General features: G+C 40.7%; 26 protein-coding genes. 10 read left to right on the forward strand and 16 right to left on the reverse strand.

Going from position 1 to position 24,148, the window contains the following annotated elements; translation table 11 throughout:
- Positions 1-270 precede the first annotated feature (270 nt).
- Positions 271-783 carry a ClbS/DfsB family four-helix bundle protein gene (locus ECA1_RS13485; RefSeq protein ID WP_060792753.1) on the reverse strand — a complete coding sequence of 171 codons (513 nt, stop codon included), beginning with the start codon at positions 781-783 and terminating at the stop codon, positions 271-273.
- A gap of 15 nt (positions 784-798) precedes the next feature.
- On the reverse strand, positions 799-1,227 hold the full coding sequence (locus ECA1_RS13490; RefSeq protein WP_060792754.1) for an effector binding domain-containing protein: 429 nt from the start codon (positions 1,225-1,227) through the stop codon (positions 799-801).
- A 93-nt stretch (positions 1,228-1,320) separates the two neighbouring features.
- Between ECA1_RS13490 and ECA1_RS18105 the strand changes: the two genes are divergently transcribed.
- The 4 genes from ECA1_RS18105 to ECA1_RS13505 all read left to right on the forward strand — a co-directional run bounded on the left by ECA1_RS18105 (position 1,321) and on the right by ECA1_RS13505 (position 3,308).
- Positions 1,321-1,851, forward strand: a complete 531-nt coding sequence (locus ECA1_RS18105; RefSeq protein WP_236596092.1) for a helix-turn-helix transcriptional regulator — start codon at positions 1,321-1,323, stop codon at positions 1,849-1,851.
- Positions 1,848-2,186 carry a helix-turn-helix transcriptional regulator gene (locus tag ECA1_RS18110; protein WP_236596093.1) on the forward strand — a complete coding sequence of 113 codons (339 nt, stop codon included), beginning with the start codon at positions 1,848-1,850 and terminating at the stop codon, positions 2,184-2,186. The genes ECA1_RS18105 and ECA1_RS18110 overlap by 4 nt, the downstream gene beginning before the upstream one ends.
- Before the next feature lie 51 nt (positions 2,187-2,237).
- Positions 2,238-2,747, forward strand: a complete 510-nt coding sequence (locus ECA1_RS13500) for a helicase (RefSeq protein WP_236596120.1) — start codon at positions 2,238-2,240, stop codon at positions 2,745-2,747.
- Positions 2,748-2,846: 99 nt separating this feature from the next.
- Complete coding sequence (locus ECA1_RS13505) at positions 2,847-3,308, forward strand: GNAT family N-acetyltransferase (protein ID WP_060792756.1); 462 nt, start codon at positions 2,847-2,849, stop codon at positions 3,306-3,308.
- 119 nt (positions 3,309-3,427) lie between these two features.
- Here the strand turns inward: ECA1_RS13505 and ECA1_RS13510 are convergent, their stop codons facing one another.
- Entirely contained in the window at positions 3,428-4,270 is an 843-nt protein-coding gene (locus tag ECA1_RS13510; protein ID WP_060792757.1) for a class I SAM-dependent methyltransferase, read from the reverse strand.
- A 388-nt stretch (positions 4,271-4,658) separates the two neighbouring features.
- Positions 4,659-4,874 carry a GyrI-like domain-containing protein gene (locus ECA1_RS17265; RefSeq protein WP_081091755.1) on the reverse strand — a complete coding sequence of 72 codons (216 nt, stop codon included), beginning with the start codon at positions 4,872-4,874 and terminating at the stop codon, positions 4,659-4,661.
- A gap of 111 nt (positions 4,875-4,985) precedes the next feature.
- On the opposite strand from ECA1_RS17265, the gene ECA1_RS13515 reads away from it, so the two are divergent.
- Both ECA1_RS13515 and ECA1_RS13520 read left to right on the forward strand, forming a co-directional pair.
- Positions 4,986-5,477 carry a PH domain-containing protein gene (locus tag ECA1_RS13515; protein ID WP_005227545.1) on the forward strand — a complete coding sequence of 164 codons (492 nt, stop codon included), beginning with the start codon at positions 4,986-4,988 and terminating at the stop codon, positions 5,475-5,477.
- Entirely contained in the window at positions 5,467-6,933 is a 1,467-nt protein-coding gene (locus ECA1_RS13520; protein ID WP_060792758.1) for a PH domain-containing protein, read from the forward strand. Before ECA1_RS13515 ends, ECA1_RS13520 begins: the two co-directional genes overlap by 11 nt.
- A gap of 118 nt (positions 6,934-7,051) precedes the next feature.
- Here the strand turns inward: ECA1_RS13520 and ECA1_RS13525 are convergent, their stop codons facing one another.
- The 8 genes from ECA1_RS13525 to ECA1_RS13560 all read right to left on the reverse strand — a co-directional run bounded on the left by ECA1_RS13525 (position 7,052) and on the right by ECA1_RS13560 (position 16,290).
- On the reverse strand, positions 7,052-8,014 hold the full coding sequence (locus ECA1_RS13525) for a transketolase family protein (RefSeq protein ID WP_060792759.1): 963 nt from the start codon (positions 8,012-8,014) through the stop codon (positions 7,052-7,054).
- A 3-nt stretch (positions 8,015-8,017) separates the two neighbouring features.
- Positions 8,018-8,875 carry a transketolase gene (locus ECA1_RS13530; protein WP_005231438.1) on the reverse strand — a complete coding sequence of 286 codons (858 nt, stop codon included), beginning with the start codon at positions 8,873-8,875 and terminating at the stop codon, positions 8,018-8,020.
- Positions 8,876-8,897: 22 nt separating this feature from the next.
- Complete coding sequence (ulaA, locus tag ECA1_RS13535; RefSeq protein ID WP_005232062.1) at positions 8,898-10,262, reverse strand: PTS ascorbate transporter subunit IIC; 1,365 nt, start codon at positions 10,260-10,262, stop codon at positions 8,898-8,900.
- A gap of 16 nt (positions 10,263-10,278) precedes the next feature.
- Entirely contained in the window at positions 10,279-10,560 is a 282-nt protein-coding gene (locus ECA1_RS13540) for a PTS sugar transporter subunit IIB (RefSeq protein WP_005227537.1), read from the reverse strand.
- A complete protein-coding gene (locus ECA1_RS13545; RefSeq protein WP_060792760.1) occupies positions 10,557-12,596 on the reverse strand; it encodes a BglG family transcription antiterminator in 2,040 nt (679 codons plus the stop codon). Before ECA1_RS13545 ends, ECA1_RS13540 begins: the two co-directional genes overlap by 4 nt.
- 363 nt (positions 12,597-12,959) lie before the next feature.
- Positions 12,960-14,222, reverse strand: a complete 1,263-nt coding sequence (locus tag ECA1_RS13550; RefSeq protein ID WP_060792761.1) for a PTS sugar transporter subunit IIC — start codon at positions 14,220-14,222, stop codon at positions 12,960-12,962.
- A 14-nt stretch (positions 14,223-14,236) separates the two neighbouring features.
- On the reverse strand, positions 14,237-14,962 hold the full coding sequence (locus tag ECA1_RS13555; protein WP_060792762.1) for a glucosamine-6-phosphate deaminase: 726 nt from the start codon (positions 14,960-14,962) through the stop codon (positions 14,237-14,239).
- A gap of 2 nt (positions 14,963-14,964) precedes the next feature.
- Positions 14,965-16,290, reverse strand: coding sequence for a 6-phospho-beta-glucosidase (locus ECA1_RS13560; protein WP_060792763.1), 1,326 nt, complete (start codon positions 16,288-16,290; stop codon positions 14,965-14,967).
- A 145-nt stretch (positions 16,291-16,435) separates the two neighbouring features.
- Here ECA1_RS13560 and ECA1_RS13565 point away from each other — a divergent pair, with 145 nt between their 5' ends.
- Positions 16,436-17,188, forward strand: coding sequence for a MurR/RpiR family transcriptional regulator (locus tag ECA1_RS13565; protein WP_005227526.1), 753 nt, complete (start codon positions 16,436-16,438; stop codon positions 17,186-17,188).
- Positions 17,189-17,378: 190 nt separating this feature from the next.
- On the opposite strand, the gene ECA1_RS13570 is transcribed toward ECA1_RS13565, so the two are convergent.
- Positions 17,379-18,707, reverse strand: coding sequence for a PTS sugar transporter subunit IIC (locus ECA1_RS13570; RefSeq protein ID WP_005227522.1), 1,329 nt, complete (start codon positions 18,705-18,707; stop codon positions 17,379-17,381).
- A 144-nt stretch (positions 18,708-18,851) separates the two neighbouring features.
- Positions 18,852-19,565, reverse strand: coding sequence for a GntR family transcriptional regulator (locus ECA1_RS13575; protein ID WP_060792764.1), 714 nt, complete (start codon positions 19,563-19,565; stop codon positions 18,852-18,854).
- A 168-nt stretch (positions 19,566-19,733) separates the two neighbouring features.
- Here ECA1_RS13575 and ECA1_RS13580 point away from each other — a divergent pair, with 168 nt between their 5' ends.
- Positions 19,734-21,158 (forward strand): glycoside hydrolase family 1 protein, encoded by a 1,425-nt coding sequence (locus tag ECA1_RS13580; protein ID WP_060792765.1) that lies wholly within the window; start codon positions 19,734-19,736, stop codon positions 21,156-21,158.
- Between the two features lie 518 nt (positions 21,159-21,676).
- Here the strand turns inward: ECA1_RS13580 and ECA1_RS17280 are convergent.
- Positions 21,677-21,781: a putative holin-like toxin gene (locus ECA1_RS17280; RefSeq protein ID WP_017144486.1), complete on the reverse strand. Its 105-nt coding sequence runs from the start codon at positions 21,779-21,781 to the stop codon at positions 21,677-21,679.
- Between the two features lie 367 nt (positions 21,782-22,148).
- On the opposite strand from ECA1_RS17280, the gene ECA1_RS13585 reads away from it, so the two are divergent.
- Both ECA1_RS13585 and ECA1_RS13590 read left to right on the forward strand, forming a co-directional pair.
- Positions 22,149-22,982, forward strand: coding sequence for an AraC family transcriptional regulator (locus tag ECA1_RS13585; RefSeq protein ID WP_005227514.1), 834 nt, complete (start codon positions 22,149-22,151; stop codon positions 22,980-22,982).
- Positions 22,975-23,394 (forward strand): DUF2000 domain-containing protein, encoded by a 420-nt coding sequence (locus ECA1_RS13590; protein ID WP_005232083.1) that lies wholly within the window; start codon positions 22,975-22,977, stop codon positions 23,392-23,394. The genes ECA1_RS13585 and ECA1_RS13590 overlap by 8 nt, the downstream gene beginning before the upstream one ends.
- 193 nt (positions 23,395-23,587) lie before the next feature.
- On the opposite strand, the gene ECA1_RS13595 is transcribed toward ECA1_RS13590, so the two are convergent.
- On the reverse strand, positions 23,588-24,130 hold the full coding sequence (locus ECA1_RS13595; RefSeq protein ID WP_060792766.1) for a DUF3267 domain-containing protein: 543 nt from the start codon (positions 24,128-24,130) through the stop codon (positions 23,588-23,590).
- Between the last annotated feature and the right edge of the window lie 18 nt (positions 24,131-24,148).

Consider the following 24,148-nt stretch of genomic DNA (forward strand, 5'->3'; position numbering starts at 1 on the left):
CAAGTACTGTTTAAAATATAGCATACCCTTTTACGAATTGGCGTTTCATTTTTGTCACCTTCGCGTCACTTTAGCACTTAAAATAACAGTTTATTTCTTAACCTGAACCGACTAGACAATAAGCTAGCATAGGCTTTCCAGGTGGTTTCTTGCGATGACACAAAACAAAAAAAACAGCTGATCTTCACAGATCAACTGTTTAACAATTCTTTAAGTTAGCTGTTCCCTCAGTTGCTAAAAAACGCTCAACCAGCTTGCTTCTTTTATTGATCAATGCAGTGCTTCCTTTTTCCATTTTCGGATTTTCGTTCGGAAATTGGTAAAGGGTGCTACTGTATTGATATGGATCCATTTATAGACTGGCCACTGTGCTTTGGTGGTTGCCCAATCCCGCTGCCTTGCTTCAAACAATTCCTGATCGGATAAGCCCTCGATCCACTGGCAAATTGCCGTCACTTTTTGGTCTAAGAGCTCTTGTTGCTGTGCTAAGGTCAAACTGCCGTATGTCTGATAAAAAGATTGATACAATCCGCCAAGGTTGTTCCATTTGTACCCTTCAGCAGGTGTGTGAACGCTCATCCCTTGCTGTTCCTGTGCTTCCCATGACAATAACAAACTGACCCAGCCGATTTGGTAAGACAAGTTTTCTGAAGGGGTCTTGTCGACACTTGCTATCCGTTGATTTCGCAAGGCTTCAGGAATTTCATCAAATTCTTGGCGAAATTTTTGGTAACGTTCTGTGATCTCTTGGATCAGCGCTACTTTGCTTTCATACTGTCTCATTGTTCGTCCTCCTATTCAGGAAAATAGCTGCTCTTTGTCGCTTTCAGCAATGGCGATAAAAATCGTCATCTCGCCGTCTGGTGCATACTGTTCAAAATCAAAGGAATAGTTGCGCTGCAACTGCTGGTTTTCTTCCTCTGACCAGATTTGACGCCAAGTAGTCAAAATGCCCTGCGCATCGCGCCGATCGACCGGATACTTTTTCCAAGTATATTTTTCTGTATCAAAGTCTGCTTGCTCCGTTTCTTCGAAACAAAGCGAAACGGCATAGTCTCCTTGATAGTTTGACTCATACTCGTGGTAAACGCAAGCGATGACCGTTCCTTTTTCTGCGGCTTTCTTGACCGCCTCGCTGTTTTTCTCCCATAAGCCAGTGATTTTTGCTTGAATCGCTGGATCAGTAAAATTATTGGTTCTTTCCGTTGCCATTATCGAAAATTTCATTGGAGTTCCTCCTTCTTTGTCTTTATGATACGATAGAAACCTAGACACTTTGTGTCAGTGTTTTATCATTTTTTTATAAAAGGAGTAAGCCAAGTGAGCACGACACGCCTGTTCGGCCTTATCTATCACCTGTTGAATCATGAAAAAGCAACCACTTCTGAACTAGCCAAACAATTTGAAGTCTCGACTCGCACCATCACCAGAGATATCAATACACTAAGCAGTATTGGCGTGCCCATCTATACCGAAACGGGTCGAAATGGCGGCGTTTATTTGTTAAGCAGTTTTGTGTTGGATAAAGTGTTATTATCAGAGGAAGAACGGAAAAACCTGCTTTTGGCGTTGAAAGGGATTCGCCAGCTGACGCCACAGATCAGTGGGCAATCGCTGGCAAAACTGCAATCCTTGTTTAAGCAGCCCGATGCTGATTGGCTAGAAGTGGATTTTTCCACTTGGCATCGGCGAGAAAACGGCAACGACACGTTTGATTTATTAAAAAAGAGTATTTTAACAAACCACGTGATCACCTTTGACTATGTCAGTAAACAGGGACTGCAAAAACGCATCTGCAAGCCTTCGACCAGCAAAAGAATGCCTTTCGGACATTTAAAATCAGCCGCATGAGTCAGGTCCACGTCACTGACCAGCATTTTTTCCCCGTCACTGCACCTGATTCTACCATTGAGTTGACTGTTGACACCTATCCTGCGCGTCTATTCTTTCAAGCCGACGTTCTTTATCGGGTATATGATGAGTTCGATCATCAGGATATTACTTTGACGGAGGAAGGCACTGCTGTGGTTACCGTTGATTTGCCCGAGGAAAGCTGGGTAGTGCCCTATTTGTTCTCTTTTGGAAAAAGCCTACGCATTTTAAGTCCCCCTCGACTAAAGAATCGTTACCAAGAAGAAGTTGCTGCGATTTATGCCAATTTGTCCGAGAACGAGGGCGCGAACTGATTTTTTTAGGAAAAGGATCCCTATTGAAAGGAGTGTTTGATTTTGAAAGAAGTGATCGTACAGTATGGGGGAGTTTCGCTAAACCGCCTTTGCCAGCAGTTGGAAGAAAATCAGATTCACTTAAACGCGTATGCCAAACAGCTCTTGCGCCATCCCCAGCTCTCCTTCAGTGCCGATAAACAGCGTGCTGCTTGTGTGATTGTTCCCCTTAAAGAACTGGGACTCCCCCAAGGCGGCTCTTTGACGGAGATTTTTGCAGCTGCGCCTTCTTATGGATTGACTTGTTGTACCTTGGAAATGGCCTTACACTTTCGTCTTAGCTATCGCCAACTGGCAAATAGTACCGGATTGAAATCCCAAGGAAAAGCGCCAGCTGCCGCAATCACGATCGCTTCTGTGCCTTTGGAAAAAACCGACGATTTCCCCAAAGGATTCTACGTTCGCCGCATCGATGGGGTTGACTGGCTACGAGGCTATACCTGCGATGCACGACACCAGTTTGCACCGGATGACCTGTTTTTGTTTCAACGACGAGACCCGCTGCCAGAGCGCCTCAACTGAAGGGGAAACAAACCGTTTCATATCAAATGCCCTTGTTTCTCATTGCCTACAATCATTCTGTAGGTTAAGAAGAGCTGAAAAGGACAAAAGGAGAAATAGATGAACTTAATCCCAATGAAAGACAGCGACTATGCTGCCTACTTAACCAATGCAGTTTTCGAATACGCCAATGACAAAGTCCAAGCAGGCACATGGGCCAAAGACGAGGCCCTCGCCCTAGCCAAAGAAAGCTTTGCTTCCCTGCTTCCTCAAGGGACTGCCACCGAAAACAATCACTTGTTTTCTTTATTTGCAGCTGATTTTAGTGAACCGATCGGGGTGATTTGGGTCAACACAGCTGCCCAGAAAGCCTTCATCTATGACTTTATCATCGAGGAAGACCAGCGAGGAAAAGGCTATGGCACCAAAGCGTTACAGGCTTTAGAAAAGTGGGCGATCCAGCAAGGCATCACTGAAATCGGCTTGCACGTTTTTGCCCATAATCAGTCTGCGTATCAGCTATACAAAAAAATGGGCTATTTGGAAACAGATATTACGATGGTTCGACGTTTCGCTGAGTAGTACGAAAAGAGCCACATCATTCGTACCTAAGAATCAATCGACCAGACCTGCGCCAAACAAAAAGAAACGACAGAAAATCGTCGTTTCTTTTTGCTTCTATTTACATAAAAACCACTCTTTCAATGAGTGCATGGTTTTTTCAGTAGTATCGCCATTGTTGAACCTTCTTCGCTATAAGGACTGCCTTTGACATCGCCAAATACCTCACAGATATCAAAGCCTGCAGCCTGAACTTCCCTCAGCAATGCATCTTTTGTAAAATAGGTCGTCCATAAATAATAATTGGTGAGCTCAGTATCTGCTAAAATCGTTGTTTGCTCCAGCAAGACGTGATCAGGATATTTCCATCGTTGATTCAGCACAAGATGAGGATCGCCCCGCCAAAACCCTGCTGATTCATGACTTTCCCAGGTCTGTTCTTCATCAAGCGTTAAAAACTGGGCAATCGTAAATACATCGAACAAAAATTTGCCACCCGGTTTTAGATGCGCCAGCACATTATTTAGCAGCAGGTTACGTTCCTCTGGATTTAAGGCTCCATAATCGCAATAAATCAAGGTAATAAAGTCAAACTGCTGAGGCAATGCCATCTCCAAATAATTATCAAATAGATAGGAAATGTTTAATTGCTGCTTACTCGCGGAATCTCTCGCATAGGCGATGGACCTTTTGGAGTAATCAACGCCTGTCACTTGATAGCCTAGCGCTGCAAATTTTTCCGCATAGATCCCTGGTCCGCAGCCGATATCAAGAAGTTGCGTCTGTTTTTCTGGTGGAACAATGCGACTGATCCAGCGAACGGATTCGTCGATAAAGTCAGCCTTTCTACTCGCTCCCTCAAAATCAGGATCCAAATGAGCCTTTAACATTTGCTTGGAAATATACGCATCGTCCCAAAACGCCTCTGCCATTTTTTTATAGAGCGGTGGCCGCTCGATTGCCTTTCTCAATTCTTGGTACATCTTCTTTTCCCCTTTCAAAATAATTGAAAAACAAAAAAGACCGCAGATTTTACTCTGCGGTCAATCTTCAAGCGATGAAGATCAAAAAGCGAAGAGTAAAATAAAATCAATGATAGGCACTTCAAATAAAACTGCATGCAGTCAATTTTTTGCCTATGAAATTGATTTTATTTACTCTTTTCCAGTCCTACCCCTGTTAACGAAGGAATAACAGCAGATAGGCCGGAGACATCACCTTTTTCTCTTGTTTTTCTGCCTTTAGTTTAGAAGGCGCCAGTCGATTTGTCAATGGGAATTGACTGTAGACACTCGATTAAACGATGGTCTTGCCGAAATTCACACCTTACGGGGGAGAAATTTTGCAAGAACGCTGAATGTTTATTTCCCTTCACCTGCTGATTTTTTCAACAGGAAGCTGGATCTCAGTCAGCCATTCCTCTTCACTTTCTTTATTCCAAATACCATCAATATAGCTTTCACGAAAAGGCCCTGTGATTCGATAGCCGTTATTTTCAGCAAACTGGATTACTGCAGCATAGGCTTTCGGAAACTCAGTATAGGCTCCTTTATGGACCGTGCAAACTGCCTCTGGTACTTCTTCTATCTACAATTAAATCACAATTAACTATTTTTAATTTCTAAGCTTGTTTTTTTCTTCTATCTCCACTATATTTGTGGGTAAACCAGTTATTTCTATGTAGAGAGGACGTTTCCCTTGAATTATCCCTTATTAAACGAACAAATGCCGCAAACCATCATCCGTGTTTGGCGGTTGCGGACAATTACTTCACTGATCATTTTCAGTCTACTTTTCGCTGCTTCTTTTTGGTTTTTATCCATGCAAAACTGGCTGCATTTCTGGGTGTTCGCCCTTTGGTCAAGCCTATTGGCACTGACTTTGATCAGTCATCTGCTTTCTTTTGTGCTGATGAGCTACCGTTACAAATTCCATCGCTACGAGATCCAAGAAAAGGATATCGCTATTCAACGTGGCTATCTATTTCGCAGCACCACGTATATTCCGATCCGCCGAATCCAGCACATCGAAACGGACCAAGGGATCTTTTTGCGAAAATACGCTTTAGTCTCCTTACAGATCCATACGGCTGCCACCAACCACACCATTGAAGGCTTGCCAGTGGCGCAAGCCGAACGCTTGCGAGAAACCATCATGAATTTAGTCGAGGTGGTCAAAGATGATCTATGAAAAACAACGACTGCCGTTGCTGTGTATCGGTCTTTATTGGTTCAAAAATTGCAAAAATTTTCTGGTACTAGCATTTCTGCTTGTATTCAAATTATTCAACGACGCCCCTTCTTTTCCGATGATTCTGGGCGGCATTCTGCTATTTTTACTGGTCTGTCTGATTTTTGCGGTACTGTCTTACGCCCGCTTTACCTTTCAAATCGATCAAACGAGTGTGCTAGTCAACAAAGGACTCTTTATTCAAAAACAAACGATTTTGCCATTTGAACGCATCCAAACCATTCAAGAGAATCATTACTTTTATTTACGTCCGTTTAAATTAGCTGAAGTGAAGTTGGAAAGCGCCGCAAGTTCGAGTGGTGAAGCCGAAATTCTTTTCCCTGCATTGCCGCTGACTCTCATTGCCTCCATCGAAGCGTCAAAAAAGGCGGCTACGACACCACAACAGCCGAATGCCCAAGCAGCTAGTGGAGAAGAACCAACCGACGATTACGCTGCGTTTTCAGCTGAGAAGTCAGCCAAGCCGCCGCTAGAAACATTCACTTTGAAATTCAAGGAGATTTTCTTGTTTTCTCTCACTGATTTTTCTGTTTTCACCTTGGTTCTAGTCATCGGCTACAACGTGATCGACAACATTCCCAATCTCTTTGCCTATGCATCGGAATTGCAGCAACTTGGCCTTTTATTAGGTGCTGCAATTCTACTCGGGCTACTGATTTTGTTTTTCTTCCTTGCGATCGCCAAAAATCTTTTCCGTTATTATGGCTTTACGGTGGAAACGAACCAGCAACAGCTGCTGATCACGCAAGGCTTGTTTTCTAAACGTCACCAAACGATTCCCCTCGCTAGGATCCAAGGGCTGAGTGTCGAACAAAACCTTTATCGAAGAATCTTTCATCTAAGCTCCGTCAAATTACTGCTGGCTGCTGGCAGTTCGTCAGAAAGCGACGATACGGTCTATCTGTTCCCCATTTTGAAAGAGACGCAGCTGACCGAAACATTGACCCGCTTTTTACCCGAATGGTCGTTTCAACAAACCGCTCTAGTGAAAAATCCACGACCCAACTTTTGGTACTTCTGCCGTTGGCCGCTGCTGATTGGACTGCTTGCTGTAGGAATCTCCGCCTTCTTTTTCTGGTGGTTAGCGCTGATTTTCTTCGTGTTCTTTGGCTCCTTCGTGTTATCAAGCATCTGGCGAGGCAAAATACAAGGGTATCAATTTTTAGATAACCACGTATTGTTGTGCCAAACGATTCGCGGTCTTACGAAGGTGACCGCTTATCTGAAGAAAAATAAAATCCAAGATTTCACTGTCACCACCACGTATTGGCAGCACAAAAAAGGGCTTGGCAAGTCACAGCTAACCATCAAAACCGAAGATACCCTCACCGAAAGTAAGCTGTTCTACTTTCCATTAACCGAAGCAGAAAACTTACGGCGCTGGTTTTTGTCTTAGTTCACACAAAAAAAAGCGTCAAACAGCAGGACTGACGCGCTGTTTGACGCTTTTTTTACAAGATCTGAAAGGAATGAAAAGGAAACATCAACTATTGATTCGTTGATGCTTCCTTTTTTTATCCCTTAACCTTCCCTTCGACTATTTGCTGCTTGATTGAAGCAGCATCTAAGCCATATTCTTTTTGCAAGAAATCGGGTGTGCCGACTTGACCAAACCGTTCATTGACACCAATACGTTTTAAGGGGACAGCACTGCCTGTTTCAGCAAGCACTTCGGCGACGGCACTCCCTAATCCACCGATAATAGAATGGTTTTCGATGGTGATGACTTGCCGTTTCCCCTGAACTTCTCGGAGGATCAATTCTTTATCGATTGGTTTGATGGTAAACATATCGATCACTTCGCAGCTGATTCCTATTTCTGCTAATTCTTCTGCCACTTGCAGTGTTTCAGAAACCAATTGACCGCTGGCAATCAACAACAGTTCATCGCCTGGTCTTAAAATATTGCCTTTTCCTAGTTCAAAGGTCGAGCCTTTTTCATAAATCATCGGAACCGCTTTCCGATTGCCTCTTACGTAATGAATGCCTGATAATTGGCTAAAGGTGTTTATGATCCACGCCATTTGGACTTCATCCGCTGCATCGCAGACGATCGACTGGGGAATCATTCGCATCAAAGCCACATCTTCCCATGTCGTATGGGTGCCGCCGTTGTGCCCGACTGCAAACCCTGGATCAGAACCGTAAATATTGATCGTATTGCCGCCATAGCCACCAGAAATAAACAGCTGATCGAATACGCGACGCGTCGCAAATGGCCCAAAGGTGTGGATAAAAGGTGTATAACCGGTTAAACTCAAGCCAGCCGCGACACCAACCATATTGGCTTCCGCGATCCCCATGTTGATAAAGCGTTGGGGATGTTTGTTGGCAATCGTGGTCCAGCCGCTGGCAGAACCAAGGTCGGCATCTAACGCAACTAGCTGGTTATTTTCATCCATGAGTTCCACCAATGTGTCAACGACACAAGTTCGCAGCTCTTTACCAGCAGCAGTGGTTTTGCTTAATGTAAACATGCCTTAGCGTCCTCCTTCGATTTTTATCGTCAATTCTTTGATTGCCGCTTCTGCCGCTTGATTGATCTCATCCGTGGTAAACTTCACGGAGTGATTGGCATCTAGTTCTTCAAAGAAAGGAACGCCTTGTCCTTTCACGCTGTCCAAGACAATGCAAACCGCTTGGTCTTCGATTGCTTTGCAGCGCTCGATTGCCTCATCAATGGCTTGCATGTCTGCCCCTGGAACTTTTTCTGTATAAAAGCCAAAAGCAGTCATCTTCTGCTGGATATCAAAAGGATCAAGAATGTCTTTGGTTGGCCCATCTAGCTGTTTTTTGTTGTCATCAATAATGACGATACAGTGATTCAGTTTAAAGTGGGCAATGTATTGGAAGGCTTCCCAGCACTGTCCTTCATTTAGTTCGCCATCTCCAACGATCAAATAAACAAAATTGTCCTTGCCTGCCAAGCGCAGGCCTGTCGCGATGCCAGCAGCCATGGAAGTTCCCTGCCCCAGTGAACCTGTGGTGGCATCAACCCCCGGCGTTTTCCAGCGATCTGGATGGGAAGGCAGTCTCGTGCCGCCCTCATTGATCGTCCATAACCACGACCGATCAAAATAGCCCGTATTTGCTAATGCACTATACAGTGCGGCGCCAGCATGCCCTTTTGACAAGACGAGTCGGTCACGATCCGCCCACTGTGGATCTTGTGGATTGATTCGCAGCTGTTTGCCGTACAAAACGGCCAATAATTCAACAATTGAAAAGGAGCCGCCCAGATGGCCTTGTCCCATTTTCTTGATGCTGCAAAGGGTATCTAAACGAATCTTTGCCGCTAATTCTTCAAGCTCGTGGTATTTTTGTTCACTGATTGCCACTATTTATCCCTCCATCCTCTATTTATTCAGAAACAGATTTTGCCCGACTGTTTTTCTTGAAAATCGTCAATCCGATCAAGACCGCGACTACCGCAATTATCCCTGAGAAGATGGCGATTTGACCGCCCATATTGGCTAGGTTTCCTAGGAAGATCCCTGCAACCCCATAGTCGGTATCAGAGAAAGTTGATCCTTGGAACCCAAGATCGCCCATGACTGGCATCAACAAGATCGGCATGAAGCTGATAATGATCCCATGAATAAAGGACCCAATGACGGCGCCTCGCACACCACCCGTTGCATTGCCGTAAACACCTGCCGTTGCGCCGCAGAAGAAATGGGGCACGACACCTGGAATAATAACGGTTGTTCCTGTGAAGACCATGATAATTAAACTAACGATCCCACCGACAAAGCTGGTTAGAAAACCAATCAGAACAGCATTTGGCGCATAAGGAAAGACGATTGGACAATCCAATGCAGGAATCGCATTAGGAACAAGCTTTTCAGAAATCCCTTTAAAAGCTGGTACGATTTCTGCCAAAATCAAACGGACACCAGCTAAAATCACAAAGACACCAGCGGCAAACGAACCTGCTTGCTGCAACGAATAAATGATCGAGTTCGTGCCATTGCTAAGATTTTCCGTAATAAATTCACTCCCAGCAAAAATTGCTACGATCACGTATACAACCGCCATCGTAATCGTGATACTAACAGTAGAATCCCGCAAGAAAGACAGGCCTTTCGGAAAATTGATGTCTTCGGTAGATTTTTCCTTATTGCCGACGTATTTCCCAATCAACCCGCTCAATGCGTAGCCGAAGTTCCCCGTATGCCCCAATGCGACGGAATCATTTTTAGTAATTTCTCGGGTAAACGGTTGTGCGATCGCTGGGAAAATCGTGTTACAGATCCCTAACGCTAAGCCCCCAAATAAAACTAGATTAAAAGTATTCATTCCAGTAACACTCAAAATCACCGCAATCATGCACGCCATATACAACGTGGCATGCCCAGTCAAATAAATGTATTTAAAGCGAGTGATACGGGCAATCAAAATATTGAAGGCCATTCCGGCTAACATAATAAGTGCGGTATAGGTGCCGTAAGTCGTCAAAGCCAGCGCAACGATCGCTTCGTTATTTGGTACGACCCCTTGCATGTTAAAGGCTGCTTGGAACATCTCCCCAAATGGCGCCAGAGAGCTTTCGATCACCCCAGCCCCGGCAGTGACCACGAGAAACCCAACAAAGGTTTTGATCCCCCCTTTGACGATCGTGGCAATGTCTTTTTTCTGCAGCACATTCCCCAAAACGGCGATCAGCGCAACTAAGATCGCTGGGGTACTCGCGATATCAACAAGAATATCTAAAAATTCGTTCATGACTGTCTACTCCTTTTTATAGTAATCCTTTTTCCTGACAAACGGCTTGAACCTTTTGCTTCAATTCATCGAGATCGATAATACTGTCTAAAACTACGATCTCACCTAGATGCTGCGCACTATCGGCTAAATCGCCGCCAACGAAGAAAACATCCGCCATATCGGGTGCAGCACTTCCTAAATCATAATGGGACACTTCCACGCCTGAGACACCCAGTTCATTTAAAACAGAATTGATATTCATCTCCACCATAAAACTTGATCCTAATCCTGACCCACACACTGCTGCAAATTTCATTTTTCATCTTCTCCTTCTCTAATCACTTCAATTATTTGATCCGCATTGGTTGCGGAAAGTAACGCAGTTAGTTTTTCATTATTCGACAAAATTTTAGTTAAACTCGCTAACGCTTTTAGATGGAGTTCATTGTCAACCGCCGCCAAACATATAAACACGTGAATGGGGTGTTGCGGATCATCATTCAAAAGCACTGGTTCTTTGACTTTTAATAACGACATCCCGATGGCATTGACCCCATCTTCTGGACGTGCATGAGGCAAAGCGATGCCTTTTCCAATATGGATAAAAGGACCGTGATCCACCACTTTATTGATCATGGCAGTAATATACTGCTCCTCAATTTTATTGGTCTTTTTTAATGGCGCAGCAGCTGCTCGAATGGCTTCTTGCCAAGTCAGCGGCACCTCGGTAAATTGGATGGTTTCTGCTGTTAATAAATCTGATAACATCGGACGTTGGTCTTCCCTTCTATTCAATTCTCGATTGATTTTTCTTTGCAAAATTTTTCTCAGCTTTTGCTTACTGATTCCTGCTTTTAAATCAACATAGGGCAAAATCACTTCTAACACATCGTCAATGGAATGCAATCCAGTTTTTGAAGGGAAAAATGCCGCTTGTACGTTTTTAACCAGTTCATCCTTCTCAATGGGTGTCATAATCGGATTGATCACATAACAGGGTCGTTTGGTTTTGATCGGCGCACTGGAAAAAATCAGATCAATCTCTTCATTAAACCGAACATTTTCGTACTCTTCGATCGAACGAGCCGGCAAAAAATGGATCTGGGGAAACAGTTCCTTTAATTCTGATTCCAAAATCAAGGATGAACTGATGCCACTGGGACAAACGACTAATGCATTCAGTTGGAAGTAATCACGTTTGGCCTTTTGTTTACTGATTTCTCCACCAAACAAAATCGTAAAATAACCGATTTCTTCATCAGGGATCGTGCCGACTAAGTCTTCTAAAGAACCCAGTGCTCGTCTCGTCAGTTCAAACAACTCATTGTATTGCAGCTTGATTTCTTCAATCAGTACATTCTCCAGTGGAAAACCGTAGCGGATTCGAAAATACGCTGGGACAAGATGATAGAATGTGTTCATCAAAAGGGTGCGATAGTCCACAAACTCGATAGCTGCCAGCCGTTCCATTTCATGAATGATCTTACTGGCACATTCCAATAAAAACTCTAATGAAGTATCTTCGATATCTCCTTGCAGAATCGTTTTCAACAGGATCGTTACATAAAGTTCTTCTGTTTTCCGATCTTTGATGTCAGGAAATTCTGCTAAAAACTGCTGACTGACTTGATGGACATGCAGCGACTGGAGCAACGGTATTTCTGTCTCCGCTAAAGAAACAGCCGTTTCTGCCATCCGAAAGGATAGATAATTAAGAAAATAAAGCATTTCTTCGAAGCGACTCGGAACGATCACCAGATTGAAATCAGTCAGTGTTGCGGACAAACGATCTCTGATTTGAACATAGATCGTTTTATCCTGCTCATAGATTCCCTCAAATAAGAGCAAGTTCCCGTTTTTCGTATTGGATAACGTGCTGACCTTTCGAAAGGCAAGAGCGCGAATCTGATATTCCTCTCCCTCTAGATAAAAGCCATATTTTCGAGAGTACAATAGTTGAATCTTGAAAGCTGCAAGTTCCTCTCTGATCCCCTTTAGATCCTTCAAAATCGTATTCTTACTGACATAGAAAAGCTCTTGAAACTGATAGACGGATAAATCTTTCACTGCTGAAAAAGTCAGAAGATAAATCATGGACCGCCGCTCTTCTTCCGAAAAAAACAACGTATTCTTCTGGATATCGAAAAGAATTTCCGGCCACTTTCGTTGAATCAGTGAAGGAATCAAAACTTCTCCCTCATGAATCATGATTCGTTGATTCAACCGCTGTTCAGTGATTTGATTGATTTTGGCAATCTCAGCCAAAAATTCCTCATCCCTCCACTTCGTCAAACCAAGAAACGCCTCAACATTTGGTTCTGAAAACAGATACGTCAATTTGAAATGAATCATATTTGCTACCCCCACCTAAACTATAGCTTGCACAAAATGAAATCGCCATCATTTCTCGGTACAACTGAAACTTCGTTTTTTTTTAACGATGGACCGAAGAGGTGATCTCAAGGATTACCATAACATCCAATATAGTATCCGAGAAGGTTTTGTTGATAGAAACAAATGGATAAAAAATACAACATTAAAAAAAGCGAATCATTTACTGATTCGCTTAGATACTGATGCTATTTGTTGTTTTATTATTGAAACTATCAGAATCATTAAAAGCAATCGTCATTTTTCCAATATACTTTTTTAAAGTTATTTTCTGATACCTAAAAGACTTATCTTAATAAATGATGGAAAATAAGCTTTTTCTATCTACTCACTTATACTAACAGGAATCGTTGTTTCCGTTTCCTGTGTCTTTGCGGCTTCGTTTTTTACTTGCTGCTTTTCCAATATTTTGAAAAATGGTATATAAATAAAATATGAGATAGCAATTGATACAACAGACCAAACAGCTGCTCCAATACTACCATTAGTAGCTAAATAAGGACCAATAATAGGAGGAATAGTCCATGGAACTTGAATAACAATCGGTCCTACTATACCAATATTCATTAGGATATACGTACCGATACATAGGACCATAGGCGTTGCTATAAAGGGAATAAGCATTAAAGGATTCATCACAATAGGCAAACCAAAAATAACCGGTTCATTGATACAAAAAATAGCTGACGGCAATGATAATCGTCCAATCGACTTATACATCTTACTTCTGGAATGGAGCATATTTAACACTAGACCTAGTGTTGCTCCAGTTCCGCCTAAACACATAAAGACAATCCAAAATCCATCGGCAAAAACATGAGGAACTTCTACACCACTTTGAAAAGCTGCCGTATTATCAGCAAGATAACTTAGGAAAACAGGGGTCGCAATTCCGGACAAAACATTGTCTCCGTGGATTCCACATATCCATAGCATACAAACGAGAAGTGTGTATAGCAGCATGCCTGGGAGTGTTCCCATCCCTTGCACTAAAGGTTGGAAAACAATAGTAATGATTTCATTGATATCAACCCCTAATAAAGTTCTGACGATCCATATAACGGTCAGAATAAATGCTCCTGGGATTAACGTTGCAAAAGAAGTTGCTACAGTGGGCGGCACACCTTCTGGCATTTTTATTACAATATTATGAGTGACAAACCATTTAAAAGCATGAGTGACAAATACCCCAACAATGATCGCGGTAAACATACCACTAGCACCAAAATTAGCCAAATTTATCGTCCAGTCATCGTTTAATGTTGCTAGAAGAAAGCCGATAGTTGTGAGCATCGAATTAGAAATAGCATCAACACCAAACTCTTTTCCTAAATGATAGCCTATGCCAATTGCAGATATCAGTCCAAGGATTCCGAACGTAACATTGACTGGTGCATTCAACTGCGGCCCCCAATTTGACACAAAATCCATCCATGACTGTATTGGAAAGTTACCAATGATTAGGAAGATACTTCCAACAATAGTAAAAGGAATCGTCATGGAAATCCCATTTCTTATAGCAACTAAGTGTTTACTATTGCCTATTTTCAGCAATATAGGCAATACCTTGTTCTCAATGACCTGCATCTTTTTTCCTCCTTTTAGTTCACGACTTCCTTATCAACCACCAATACAGGATCTTTGTGCAACCATAGAGAAGTAACTGGACACTCTTTTGTAATCGTACCGCTTAGAAATTGTTGTATCGCAGATTTCTTTTTTGCTCCACTAGCTTGTACGATCATTGTTCCAGATTGTAATAATTGTCCTATCCCTAACGTAATTCCTTTCGTACGATCAACTTTCACGTCTGAAAAATATTTTTTCCCAACACTTTGGGTTGATTCGTCTAAGTTCACTATATGAGCTTTATCTTCGAAGGACGAACCAGGCTCATTAAAACCTAAGTGACCATTTACTCCAACCCCAAGCAAACTCAGTGTTAATCCTCCATTCTCCTCGATAAATTTATCAGCTTTTTTGCATTCCTCATTTAAATCATCGGCTAAAGGATCAAATGTGTGAAGTTGCTTTAGGTCAATAGGAACCCGATTGAATAAGTTTCTTTTCAAATAGGATAGACAACTGCCTTCATTTTTCGGATCGATTCCAACCCATTCATCTAGTTCAATAAACTTTGCCTGGGATAAATCTATTTCTTTATTGATTGCTGCTTCTGCAATGATGTTAAGCGTTCCTACGGGTGTATCACCACCTGCAAAGCAATATAACCCATTTGGCTTTTCTTTCAAGACATCTAAAATGAGTTTTGCACAGATCTTACTGACTTCCTGGTAATTTGCCTCAACATAGTATTTTATATTCATTGTCATTCTCCTTTAAAAAAATTCGGCAGATATTCTTTGTGTGCCAAAAGCATTTCATCAAGTAGTTGCTTTGCTGTCCTATCACTTGGAACTAAGGGATTGATCGTCATCGCTAATAAAGCAGTGTTATAGTCTCCCGTAACAGCTGCTTGGGCCGCTATACGTTCAAAAGACTTAATTTGTTGAACCAGCCCTTTGATAGGAATAGGCAATTCACCTGTAGTCAAAGGGATCGGTCCTTGTTTTGTAATCAAACAATTTACTTCAACCGCTGAATCACAATCGATATCACTGATGGCTCCATTATTTCTTGTATTGACCGTTTGAATATCACGTTTGTCATTATAGATGGAATTAATTAAATTACATGCTGCTTCACTATAATAAGCGCCCCCACGTTCTGATAATTGAGGTGGTTTGATTGCTAGATGTTCATCTTTATAAAGTTCAAACAATTCATGTTCGATTTTCTGCACAACTTCTGCACGAGTTCCTTCTTTTTCTGCTGATTGTTTTTGCTCAGACAACATAGTGGCTGTCTGATAGTAATACCTTAAATAGCCGATGGGAATCATGCCAAGTGTTCGGAAAAAATCTGGTTCCCATTCTAAATCAGCAATGTTTTTCAGACCAACTGCATCACCAGCATCTTGCGTCATCAATGTAAGTACTTTTTGAGTCACATCAATCCCTTTATGATAAATCTTTTTCGCAAAAACCATATGATTTAGTCCAGTAAATTCAACATATAATTCTTCTTTGGGTACTTTTAATGTTTCTGCAATGCCACGTTCTATTCCAATTGGTCCATTACACAAACCTACTACTCTACGCATATTGCTATGGCGTAAGACAGCTTCTGTCACCATGCCAGCTGGATTAGTAAAGTTGATCAGCCATGCTTCTGGGCAAAGACGCTCCATGTCTTTCACTATTTCTAAGATAACGGGAATCGTGCGTAATCCTTTAAAAAGCCCTCCTGGACCATTCGTTTCTTGTCCAATCGTGTCATATGTTAAAGGGATTCTCTCGTCTTTCGCTCGCGCTTCCAAAAGACCTACACGAAATTGGGTCGTAACGAAGTCCGCACCCTTTAATGCCGCTTCACGATCAAGAGTCATATAAATTTTCATTGGAAGTTCCGCTTTTTTTACCATACGTTTAGCAAGTTCCCCAACAATTTCTAATTTCTCTCTTCCTTGTTCAATATCCACAAGCCATAATTCTGAAATCGGTAATTCAGCATATCGTTTAATAAATCCTTCTATCAATTCTGGTGTATAACTTGATCCACCGCCAATTGTTGCAATTTTTATTCCTTTATCCATCCTGAAACACTCCTTTAACTTAACTACATGGTCAGTATAGATTATTTTTATCTCCATAAATACCGCCTTTAAGTAAACGGTTACAAAAGCAAACGATTGACACCGGTTACAATCCTGTTACAATTTGTAACAGGAGGGGATTACTATGTTGTTTCTTGACTATCAACCAGACTTAAATGAAACGGATATTGAAGTATATAAAGCAATAATTTCAGACGTAAATGCAGTTGCTTCCATGAGTATTCGTGAATTAGCTGAGAAAAGTCATACGAGTACTGCCAGCGTACTACGCTTTTGTAAAAAATTTCGCTGTACCGGTTTTTCTGAATTTAAAATTTACCTCAGTGCGTATCTCGAATCTCTTAAAGAAGAAAAAGAGGTAAAAACACTTGATTTTGAGAGTGAACTCTTGAATTTTTTAGCACGCACACAAGACAAATTCTTTGAAGATAAATTTGATGAGGCAGTTCACTTATTGATGGAAAAAGAGCTGATTATTTTTATTGGCGTAGGCTCCTCAAATGTTGTTGCTGAATATGGTTCACTTTATTTCTCGTCGCTATTTAACATGGCGATTCGCATTGAAGATCCTAGTAATTACCCTATTAATTACCTATCCACTGAGTTAGCAAAAAAAATGTGTATCGTCGCTTTATCCGTTTCGGGCGAGACCACAGAAATCATTCAATATTTAAATCATTTGAATCTATCAGAAAGCTCAGTAATAGGAATTACCAGCAGCTCTAATTCAACACTTTCTAAATTAGCTGATATTGCAATAACCTATAATATTTCGCTAGAAAAAATTAATGAAGCTGATATTACAACACAGATACCGGCAATGTACATTATTGAAAAGTTAGCGAAAACCGTGAGAAATAGAATGGAAACTCAATAGATTTGTAAAAAAAATTCTTCAGGTAATTCTTTCCCTCTATTCACAAGTTCACCGATCGATATCCCCACAAAAAAAGAGACTCACATGTATCTATGTGGTCTCTTTTTGATATATAGATTTGTTCAATTTATTTGTTTCTCTTACCTTTGGTTTGAGAAGACTTCAAAAAATCTTGTGAAGTTTCCTCTTCTCAATCATTTGCCTCTTCATTCCCTATTGTTGAGGTAACTTTTTCATCGATACGTAAAAATGGTAAGTAGATAAAAACACTCACAGCAATGATCGCAATTTGCAAGACTGATGCTCGCCAATCGCCACCAGTTGCTAAAAATCCAGATATGACGGGAGGAGTGGTCCAAGGTATCTGCACGACTACATGATTGATTAAACCAACAGCTGTTGCAAAATATGCAACTGTTAGGGAAAAAATCGGCGCCAATACAAATGGAATAATCAAACTAATATTGAAAACAATTGGTAAACCAAAAATGATCGGTTCACTGATATTAAATAGTGCAGGAGTTACGGATAATTTTGCAAAGTCTTTGTAGTCTTTACGACGACTAAAGATAAAAATAGCAATTAGCAAAGCAATAGTATTTCCTGATCCTCCCATAACAGCAAACGTATCTTTAAATGCCATGTTTATGATATGTGGAATATCTTCCCTATTCGCATAAGCAGCCATATTCTCTTGCATATTTTGAATTAAGAACGGATCGAGAAGTGAACCTGATATCACTGCTTGATGAATTCCAAACCCGAAAAATAGATTTGCAATTGATGTAATTAAGAGGAACCCTGGTAAACCTGTCGTTACCCTACTTAAAGGTCCAGTGATTAGAGTAGTAATCAACGAATTAACATCCATATTGAATAATTGATTGACTGCAAATGAACCAATTGCGAAGGTAGTCACGGTAATCATGATTGGAATAAGGACGTTAAATGACTTCAACACAGCTGGTGGGATATTTCCTGACAACTGAATTTGTAACTTTTTGTTATTTGATAACTTAATAAAGAGTTCCGTAGCAGCTAAGCCCACAAAAATTCCAACGAACATTCCTGACGCACCAGTATGAGTGACAGGAATAACCCCACCTACCTCCAGCGCTTCTTGACTTCCTTCTGGTGTAAACATCGTCATCATAGGGGTGAGAACAATAAACGTTGAAATAGCGACTAGAACAGCAGCAATATGATTTGTATAATTTCTGCTAACACACATATGATAAGAAACTGCCGCAACAACTAATAGCGTCGTTATACTTAGCGTTCCATTACTGATGGAAGTCCCGATTTCTTGAATCGTCGTTAATGTTGCTGGATCAATGATATTTCCCATAAATCCTGTTGGCTCTAAAATAACATAGTTGATCAATGTAACAAATCCCGCCAACATCATAAAAGGCATAAAAGTGGCGAAAGCATCCCTTAGTGTTCGAAGATGAATCTGGTTCCCTAGCCTTGTGGCTATTATTCCGAACTTTTCAAAAATAGCATCTTTTTTACTCATAATCCCGATCAGTCTCCTTTTTCAGTTGTAAGCGATTGCTTATGGGATGATCATACACCAGTTTTTTAAAAAAGTAAATATCTTTATTTAAAATTATATATCTTTTTTAAAAGTCAAAAAAAGACCAACGAAATTCGTTGGTCTTCACTTCTCAACAAAAACTGCTTCAAAAATAAAATCTTTGTATAAATGTCTCGAAAGAGAATATTCAAACGGTACACCAGATGACAATGACACCACTTTGTCTACCTCTATCATAAACTCGCCTGGTTTTACAGAAAGAATTTCCGCATCGAAGTCATTTGCCACATCACCTTTGATCCAAATATGGGAAGATTTAATCTCTAGACCAAGCTCATTTGTAATGTAGCCATATACAGAACGTTTCAAATGCTTTGGTTCTAACCCCGGTATAACAGAAAGTGGCATAAACGTTTGCTCAATAGAATACGGTTGTTCATCAATAAAACGACTTCTAATAATATTATAGACATACTCTTTTTGATTTATTTCTAAAATTTCTGCCACTTCATTCGATGGCAACTCAATTGAGAACGTATGGATTTCAGAAGTCACATGTTCTTCCCCTACTAAATCAAAAAGACCTTCTTTTGGTCCAAACACTTTCGAATTATCAATTGGTCTGCGTAGAACTTCCGTTCCGAATCCACTACGTGTTCGTAAAACTCCCTCTGATACTAGCATATCAATACCTTTCTTCACAGTGAGCTTACTTGTTTGATACTCATGCGCAAGTTCATCGCCTGTAGGTAATTTTTCGCCGATTTGATAGGTTCCATTGGCAATTTTTTTCTTTACCTCCGTATAAACCTCCATATATTTTGGCTGTTTCTTCATAACTTACTCCCTCATACTCATCTCTATTACTTATACTTTAACATAAAAAATTGTCTTTTTACAGCTAAAAACATACCCATCACACAAAGATATATATTTTTAATAAAAAGTATTTATTTATATCGAAAGCAATGTTACACTATTAAAAACGAACAGGAGGAAACGATAATGTCAAGACAAACTCAGTTAACATTTCCAGATGACTTTTGGTGGGGCTCCGCTTGGTCAGCAGAACAATCTGAAGGGCGTGGAGAAACAGGAAAAGCAGAGACAGTATGGGATCGGTGGTTTCACGAAGAACCTCATCGTTTTTATAAACGAATTGGACCTAGTATTACGACAGACCATATCCATCGTTACCACGAAGATATTCAATTGATGAAACAAACGGGGCACAATTCATTTCGTGTGTCTATCTCATGGGCACGAATGTTTCCAAATGATGGGGTTGGTAAACCAAACGAGAAAGCGATAGCCTATTATCGAGATCTTTTTACCGAAATGAAAAATAATAATATCAAAGTTTTTGCGAATCTCTATCATTTTGATATGCCCGCAAAATTACAAGATAAAGGGGGATGGGAATCACGTGAAGTTGTTGATGCTTATGTAAATTTTGCTGATACCTGTTTTCTAGCGTTTGGCGACTTAGTTTATCATTGGTTCACCTTTAACGAACCTTTGGGGCCAATCTTGGGCTCTTATTTAGAAGATTTTCACTATCCAAATCTCATTGATTTTAAGCGTGGTGCTCAAGCAGCGTTCTTTACCATATTAGCCCATGCAAAAGCCATTCAAACTTTTAAAAAATACCAGCTATCTAGCAAAATCGGAGTAATTCTCAATTTGAGTCCTACTTTCCCAAGAAGCCAAAATTCAGCAGATAAAAAAGCAGCAGAAATTGCGGATCTTTTTTATACTCGTAGTTTCTTAGATCCCATGGTCAAAGGAGTATTTCCAGAAAAACTAATCTCGTTGCTGGAGGAATATGACCAATTACCCGTTGATTTCAATGACACAGACCTAAAAATTATTGAAGAGAATACCGCACAGATACTTGGTCTAAACTACTATGAACCACGCCGTGTCAAAGCAAGAACTTCTGCCGTTAATCTAGAAAGTCCATTCTTACCAGAATGGTTCTTTGAACCGCATATTATGCCTGGCCGTCGAATGAATGAATATCGTGGATGGGAAATCTATGAAAAAGGAATTTATGATTTATGTATGGATATCAAAAATAACTACGGAAATATTGAATCCTTTATCTCAGAAAACGGCATGGGTGTTGCTAATGAAGAACGGTTCATGGATGAAAATGGACAGGTGATTGATGACTATCGCATTGAATTTATCCAAGACCATCTCGCCTATTTATGGAAAGCAATTCAAGATGGCTGTAATATAAAAGGATACCATCTATGGACATTCATTGATTGTTGGTCATGGATCAATGCATATAAAAACCGCTACGGCTTAGTTTCTTTAGATTTAGCCACACAGAAACGTACAATAAAGAAAAGCGGCTTGTTTTACAAGGAACTAAGTAAGCAAAACGGTTTTTCCTACGATCTCGAGCGACTGGTAGATTAGCATTCACGAATATGATCGATAGTGATCTGTATAGAAGAAACCTGTTGCCACAACTCCTCTTTCGCACCTTTTAAGAAGGCGACAGGGTTTTATTAGTAAAAAAATAACCGTTTCCTTGCTAAAGTCGACGGTTATTTTTTTGTTATTTTTCACTGTGGCTAGGATACGAAAGAGCAGCACGGCAATAAATGTACCAGAATTTATCTGGAACTTATTAGCCGCTAGTTTCGATAATCATGCTTCCCTTTTCTTTAAACATTGCATTCGTTTTTAGATGTTCGAACACTTTTCAAAAATGACTACATCGAACACCTTATTCCAATTGAGAATAAGGTTTTGCCTATGTCGCTTATCGATTTTGTTTGAAAATATCCTTGTTAAAGTTGAAAAATCACTCTCTTCTTGCTATACTAACTATGTAAAGAGGAGTTGTTGCCACAACCCCTCTGCAGCGCCATTTAAGACGGCGACAGGTTTTTTAACTTAAAAGATAACCGTTTCCCTGTTAAAGTCGACGGTTATTTTTTTTTGTCATTTTTCACTGCGGCTAGGATACCAAAGATCAGCATGGCGGTAAATGTACCAAAACTGATCATTAGCCCGATTGCTTCCGCTGTGGACAAAAAGGCTTCTCCTTTCTGAAGAGTTAGTACTTACATTCATAAGCACCACCACCTTTCAAAGATAGCCACCGTCACAAACTTTACTGCAGTCAAATGGTCCCATACTTCCATCAATAAAACTTTCAAATGCCAAGGATTTATCATTATTTTTTCACGGCGCATGGTCCATCTGCTGTGATTCATTCCATAAATTCGTCAAAATAACCCGCTGTTCTCTCTTCAAGCCTGATCCACTCTTTTCCGACCTTCTCCAGCCTCTTTTCTCAGTCCCAACCAAGTGCCTTCCATCAAGAAAAATAGTCAAAAGTCAATATCATTCTATTCACCAAAAACCACTTTTGTTATAGTAACAAAAAGGAGAATGCAGATGAGAAATGAACGAAAAATCATTCAAGATAGCACCCTTGGTGTAGAAGCTTTATTATTTAACGGCATCCAGCAGGAGTTTCCTAACCATTGGCACGAATATTATGTGATTGGCTTGATGGAAGCTGGGACGCGTCAATTCACCTGTCAAAATACCTGCTATATCGTTGAAGCAGGCGACTTGATTTTGATTCCGCCAAAGGCTGCCCACCGCTGCCAGCAACTCACGGAGGAGAAGCTGGTTTACCGTAATATCCACTTAACCCCGGAGAACATGGCGGTACAAGTACAAAAAATTTTTAACACTCAATTGACGCCCCACTTTCCTGAACCGGTCATTCGCCAAGTGAAAGAAAAAGAGGAATTTCATGCAGTTCATCAGCTGCTGCTGTCGGATCGCGGTGATGAGTTTGAAAAGCAAGAACGCTTTACTTGTCTGCTTCACGACCTGCTTGTTCAGTATGCGGATTTCACCCACGAACAAACGGACCCGGTGTCAAATAAAGCCGCAACGGCAAAAGCCTATATCGATCAACATTATGCCGAAAAATTGTCCTTGAGTGAATTAAGTGACGTTCTTGGAATGAATCAGTACGTCTTGATTCGGCAGTTTACCAAAGCGTATGGGCTGTCGCCGTTTCAATATTTAAGTACGGTGCGCATCAGTGCTGCCAAGAAAAGACTAGAAGCACAAGAAGCAATTGCAGAAGTCGCTTTTCTGACAGGTTTTAGTGACCAAAGTCATTTTACCCGTATCTTTAAAAGCTTGATTGGGGTCACCCCGAAAGCTTACCAAACAATTTACCAAGAAGATGGAGTGAGAACGTATGAATAACCAAGAAAAATGTGTCATGATTATCGATGAACAATTACCGATTGGCTTAGTTGCAAATACTGCAGCAATTTTAGGCGCAACCTTAGGCAAATTGTTTCCCGAAGGAATCGGAGAAGATATTTACGATTCGACGGGCAGAAAACACCTTGGCATTGTCAACTTCCCCATTCCTATCTTAAAAACGAACAAGGAACAGTTGCAGACCATTCGTGAATCGATCAGTCAACAAGCAGATCCAGAAGTAACCATCATTGATTTTTCCGACGTTGCTCAGACCACCAATTCTTATGAGCAATACCGCCAGACGCTTGAGACGATTCCCACAGAAACACTGGCTTATTTTGGTCTTTGTTTAAAAGGCAAGAAAAAGAGTATCAATAAAGTCGCTGGCAGCTTACCGTTGTATCGGTAAAGCGCTAATAAGAAAACGGTCGTTTAAAACAAGTTGTCTTTTTGTCGGCCGAACAGTCTTCTTGCTATATACGTTTTTTATAAACAGTCCTATAAAAAAACAAACACTTTTGAGGTGTTTGTTTTTTTGTAAGAGATTTTCTAGCATACATTTTCTTGCTCTTTGATTTTGACAAGATCAATTGAAAAATAAACTACTCTCCTTGATAAATATTCAGCCCCACTTCAGTATCTTCTACATAACTGTTCGCTGGTGCTTTAACAATCAGAAAAAGAAAGTAAAAGTCTCCCACACAAGAAGCGGCATGTGCGGCAGCAATCAAGATAAAAAGAGATGCCGTCAACCAGCCAAATAAATAAAATAGAAAGAGGCCCACAGAAATGCCAAGGAATGGCGCCAATAAAATGATGGCAAATTTCCCTTTTGAATAAAAGGAATGGGGACTCGTGGCATATGCTACCCCATTTTTGAACCCAAACTTTACCTTCCCTTTGGGGTCAAAAAGCTTAAAGAAGACACCATGGATCAATTCATGAATAATGATGAGAATAAAATACGCAACCATTAAGATCAAAAGATCGAAAACAAACGAAGTTTCAGCATTTGACCCATGACCACCTAAGACAAAGAGTGTAAAGAACACATAGAAAAAAATAAAACTAGGGATCGCCGCGAGATTCAATCTCTTTATTGTTTTTTTATCATCCATTAAATTAATTTGTTTGAGTAATTTCATCGCTGTTCTCCTCTTCTT

This window comes from Enterococcus casseliflavus NBRC 100478, from assembly GCF_001544095.1.
Classification (GTDB): Bacteria; Bacillota; Bacilli; order Lactobacillales; family Enterococcaceae; genus Enterococcus_D; species Enterococcus_D casseliflavus.

Excerpts from the sequence above, each read along its gene's own strand:
- ECA1_RS13485 (WP_060792753.1), bottom strand. The coding sequence starts at position 783 with ATGAGACAGTATGAAAGCAAAGTAGCGCTGATCCAAGAGATCACAGAA.
- ECA1_RS13490 (WP_060792754.1), bottom strand. The coding sequence starts at position 1,227 with ATGAAATTTTCGATAATGGCAACGGAAAGAACCAATAATTTTACTGAT.
- ECA1_RS18110 (WP_236596093.1), top strand. The coding sequence starts at position 1,848 with ATGAGTCAGGTCCACGTCACTGACCAGCATTTTTTCCCCGTCACTGCA.
- ECA1_RS13505 (WP_060792756.1), top strand. The coding sequence starts at position 2,847 with ATGAACTTAATCCCAATGAAAGACAGCGACTATGCTGCCTACTTAACC.
- ECA1_RS13510 (WP_060792757.1), bottom strand. The coding sequence starts at position 4,270 with ATGTACCAAGAATTGAGAAAGGCAATCGAGCGGCCACCGCTCTATAAA.
- ECA1_RS13520 (WP_060792758.1), top strand. The coding sequence starts at position 5,467 with ATGATCTATGAAAAACAACGACTGCCGTTGCTGTGTATCGGTCTTTAT.
- ECA1_RS13525 (WP_060792759.1), bottom strand. The coding sequence starts at position 8,014 with ATGTTTACATTAAGCAAAACCACTGCTGCTGGTAAAGAGCTGCGAACT.
- ulaA (WP_005232062.1), bottom strand. The coding sequence starts at position 10,262 with ATGAACGAATTTTTAGATATTCTTGTTGATATCGCGAGTACCCCAGCG.
- ECA1_RS13540 (WP_005227537.1), bottom strand. The coding sequence starts at position 10,560 with ATGAAATTTGCAGCAGTGTGTGGGTCAGGATTAGGATCAAGTTTTATG.
- ECA1_RS13545 (WP_060792760.1), bottom strand. The coding sequence starts at position 12,596 with ATGATTCATTTCAAATTGACGTATCTGTTTTCAGAACCAAATGTTGAG.
- ECA1_RS13550 (WP_060792761.1), bottom strand. The coding sequence starts at position 14,222 with ATGCAGGTCATTGAGAACAAGGTATTGCCTATATTGCTGAAAATAGGC.
- ECA1_RS13555 (WP_060792762.1), bottom strand. The coding sequence starts at position 14,962 with ATGAATATAAAATACTATGTTGAGGCAAATTACCAGGAAGTCAGTAAG.
- ECA1_RS13560 (WP_060792763.1), bottom strand. The coding sequence starts at position 16,290 with ATGGATAAAGGAATAAAAATTGCAACAATTGGCGGTGGATCAAGTTAT.
- ECA1_RS13565 (WP_005227526.1), top strand. The coding sequence starts at position 16,436 with ATGTTGTTTCTTGACTATCAACCAGACTTAAATGAAACGGATATTGAA.
- ECA1_RS13570 (WP_005227522.1), bottom strand. The coding sequence starts at position 18,707 with ATGAGTAAAAAAGATGCTATTTTTGAAAAGTTCGGAATAATAGCCACA.
- ECA1_RS13575 (WP_060792764.1), bottom strand. The coding sequence starts at position 19,565 with ATGAAGAAACAGCCAAAATATATGGAGGTTTATACGGAGGTAAAGAAA.
- ECA1_RS13580 (WP_060792765.1), top strand. The coding sequence starts at position 19,734 with ATGTCAAGACAAACTCAGTTAACATTTCCAGATGACTTTTGGTGGGGC.
- ECA1_RS13585 (WP_005227514.1), top strand. The coding sequence starts at position 22,149 with ATGAGAAATGAACGAAAAATCATTCAAGATAGCACCCTTGGTGTAGAA.
- ECA1_RS13590 (WP_005232083.1), top strand. The coding sequence starts at position 22,975 with ATGAATAACCAAGAAAAATGTGTCATGATTATCGATGAACAATTACCG.
- ECA1_RS13595 (WP_060792766.1), bottom strand. The coding sequence starts at position 24,130 with ATGAAATTACTCAAACAAATTAATTTAATGGATGATAAAAAAACAATA.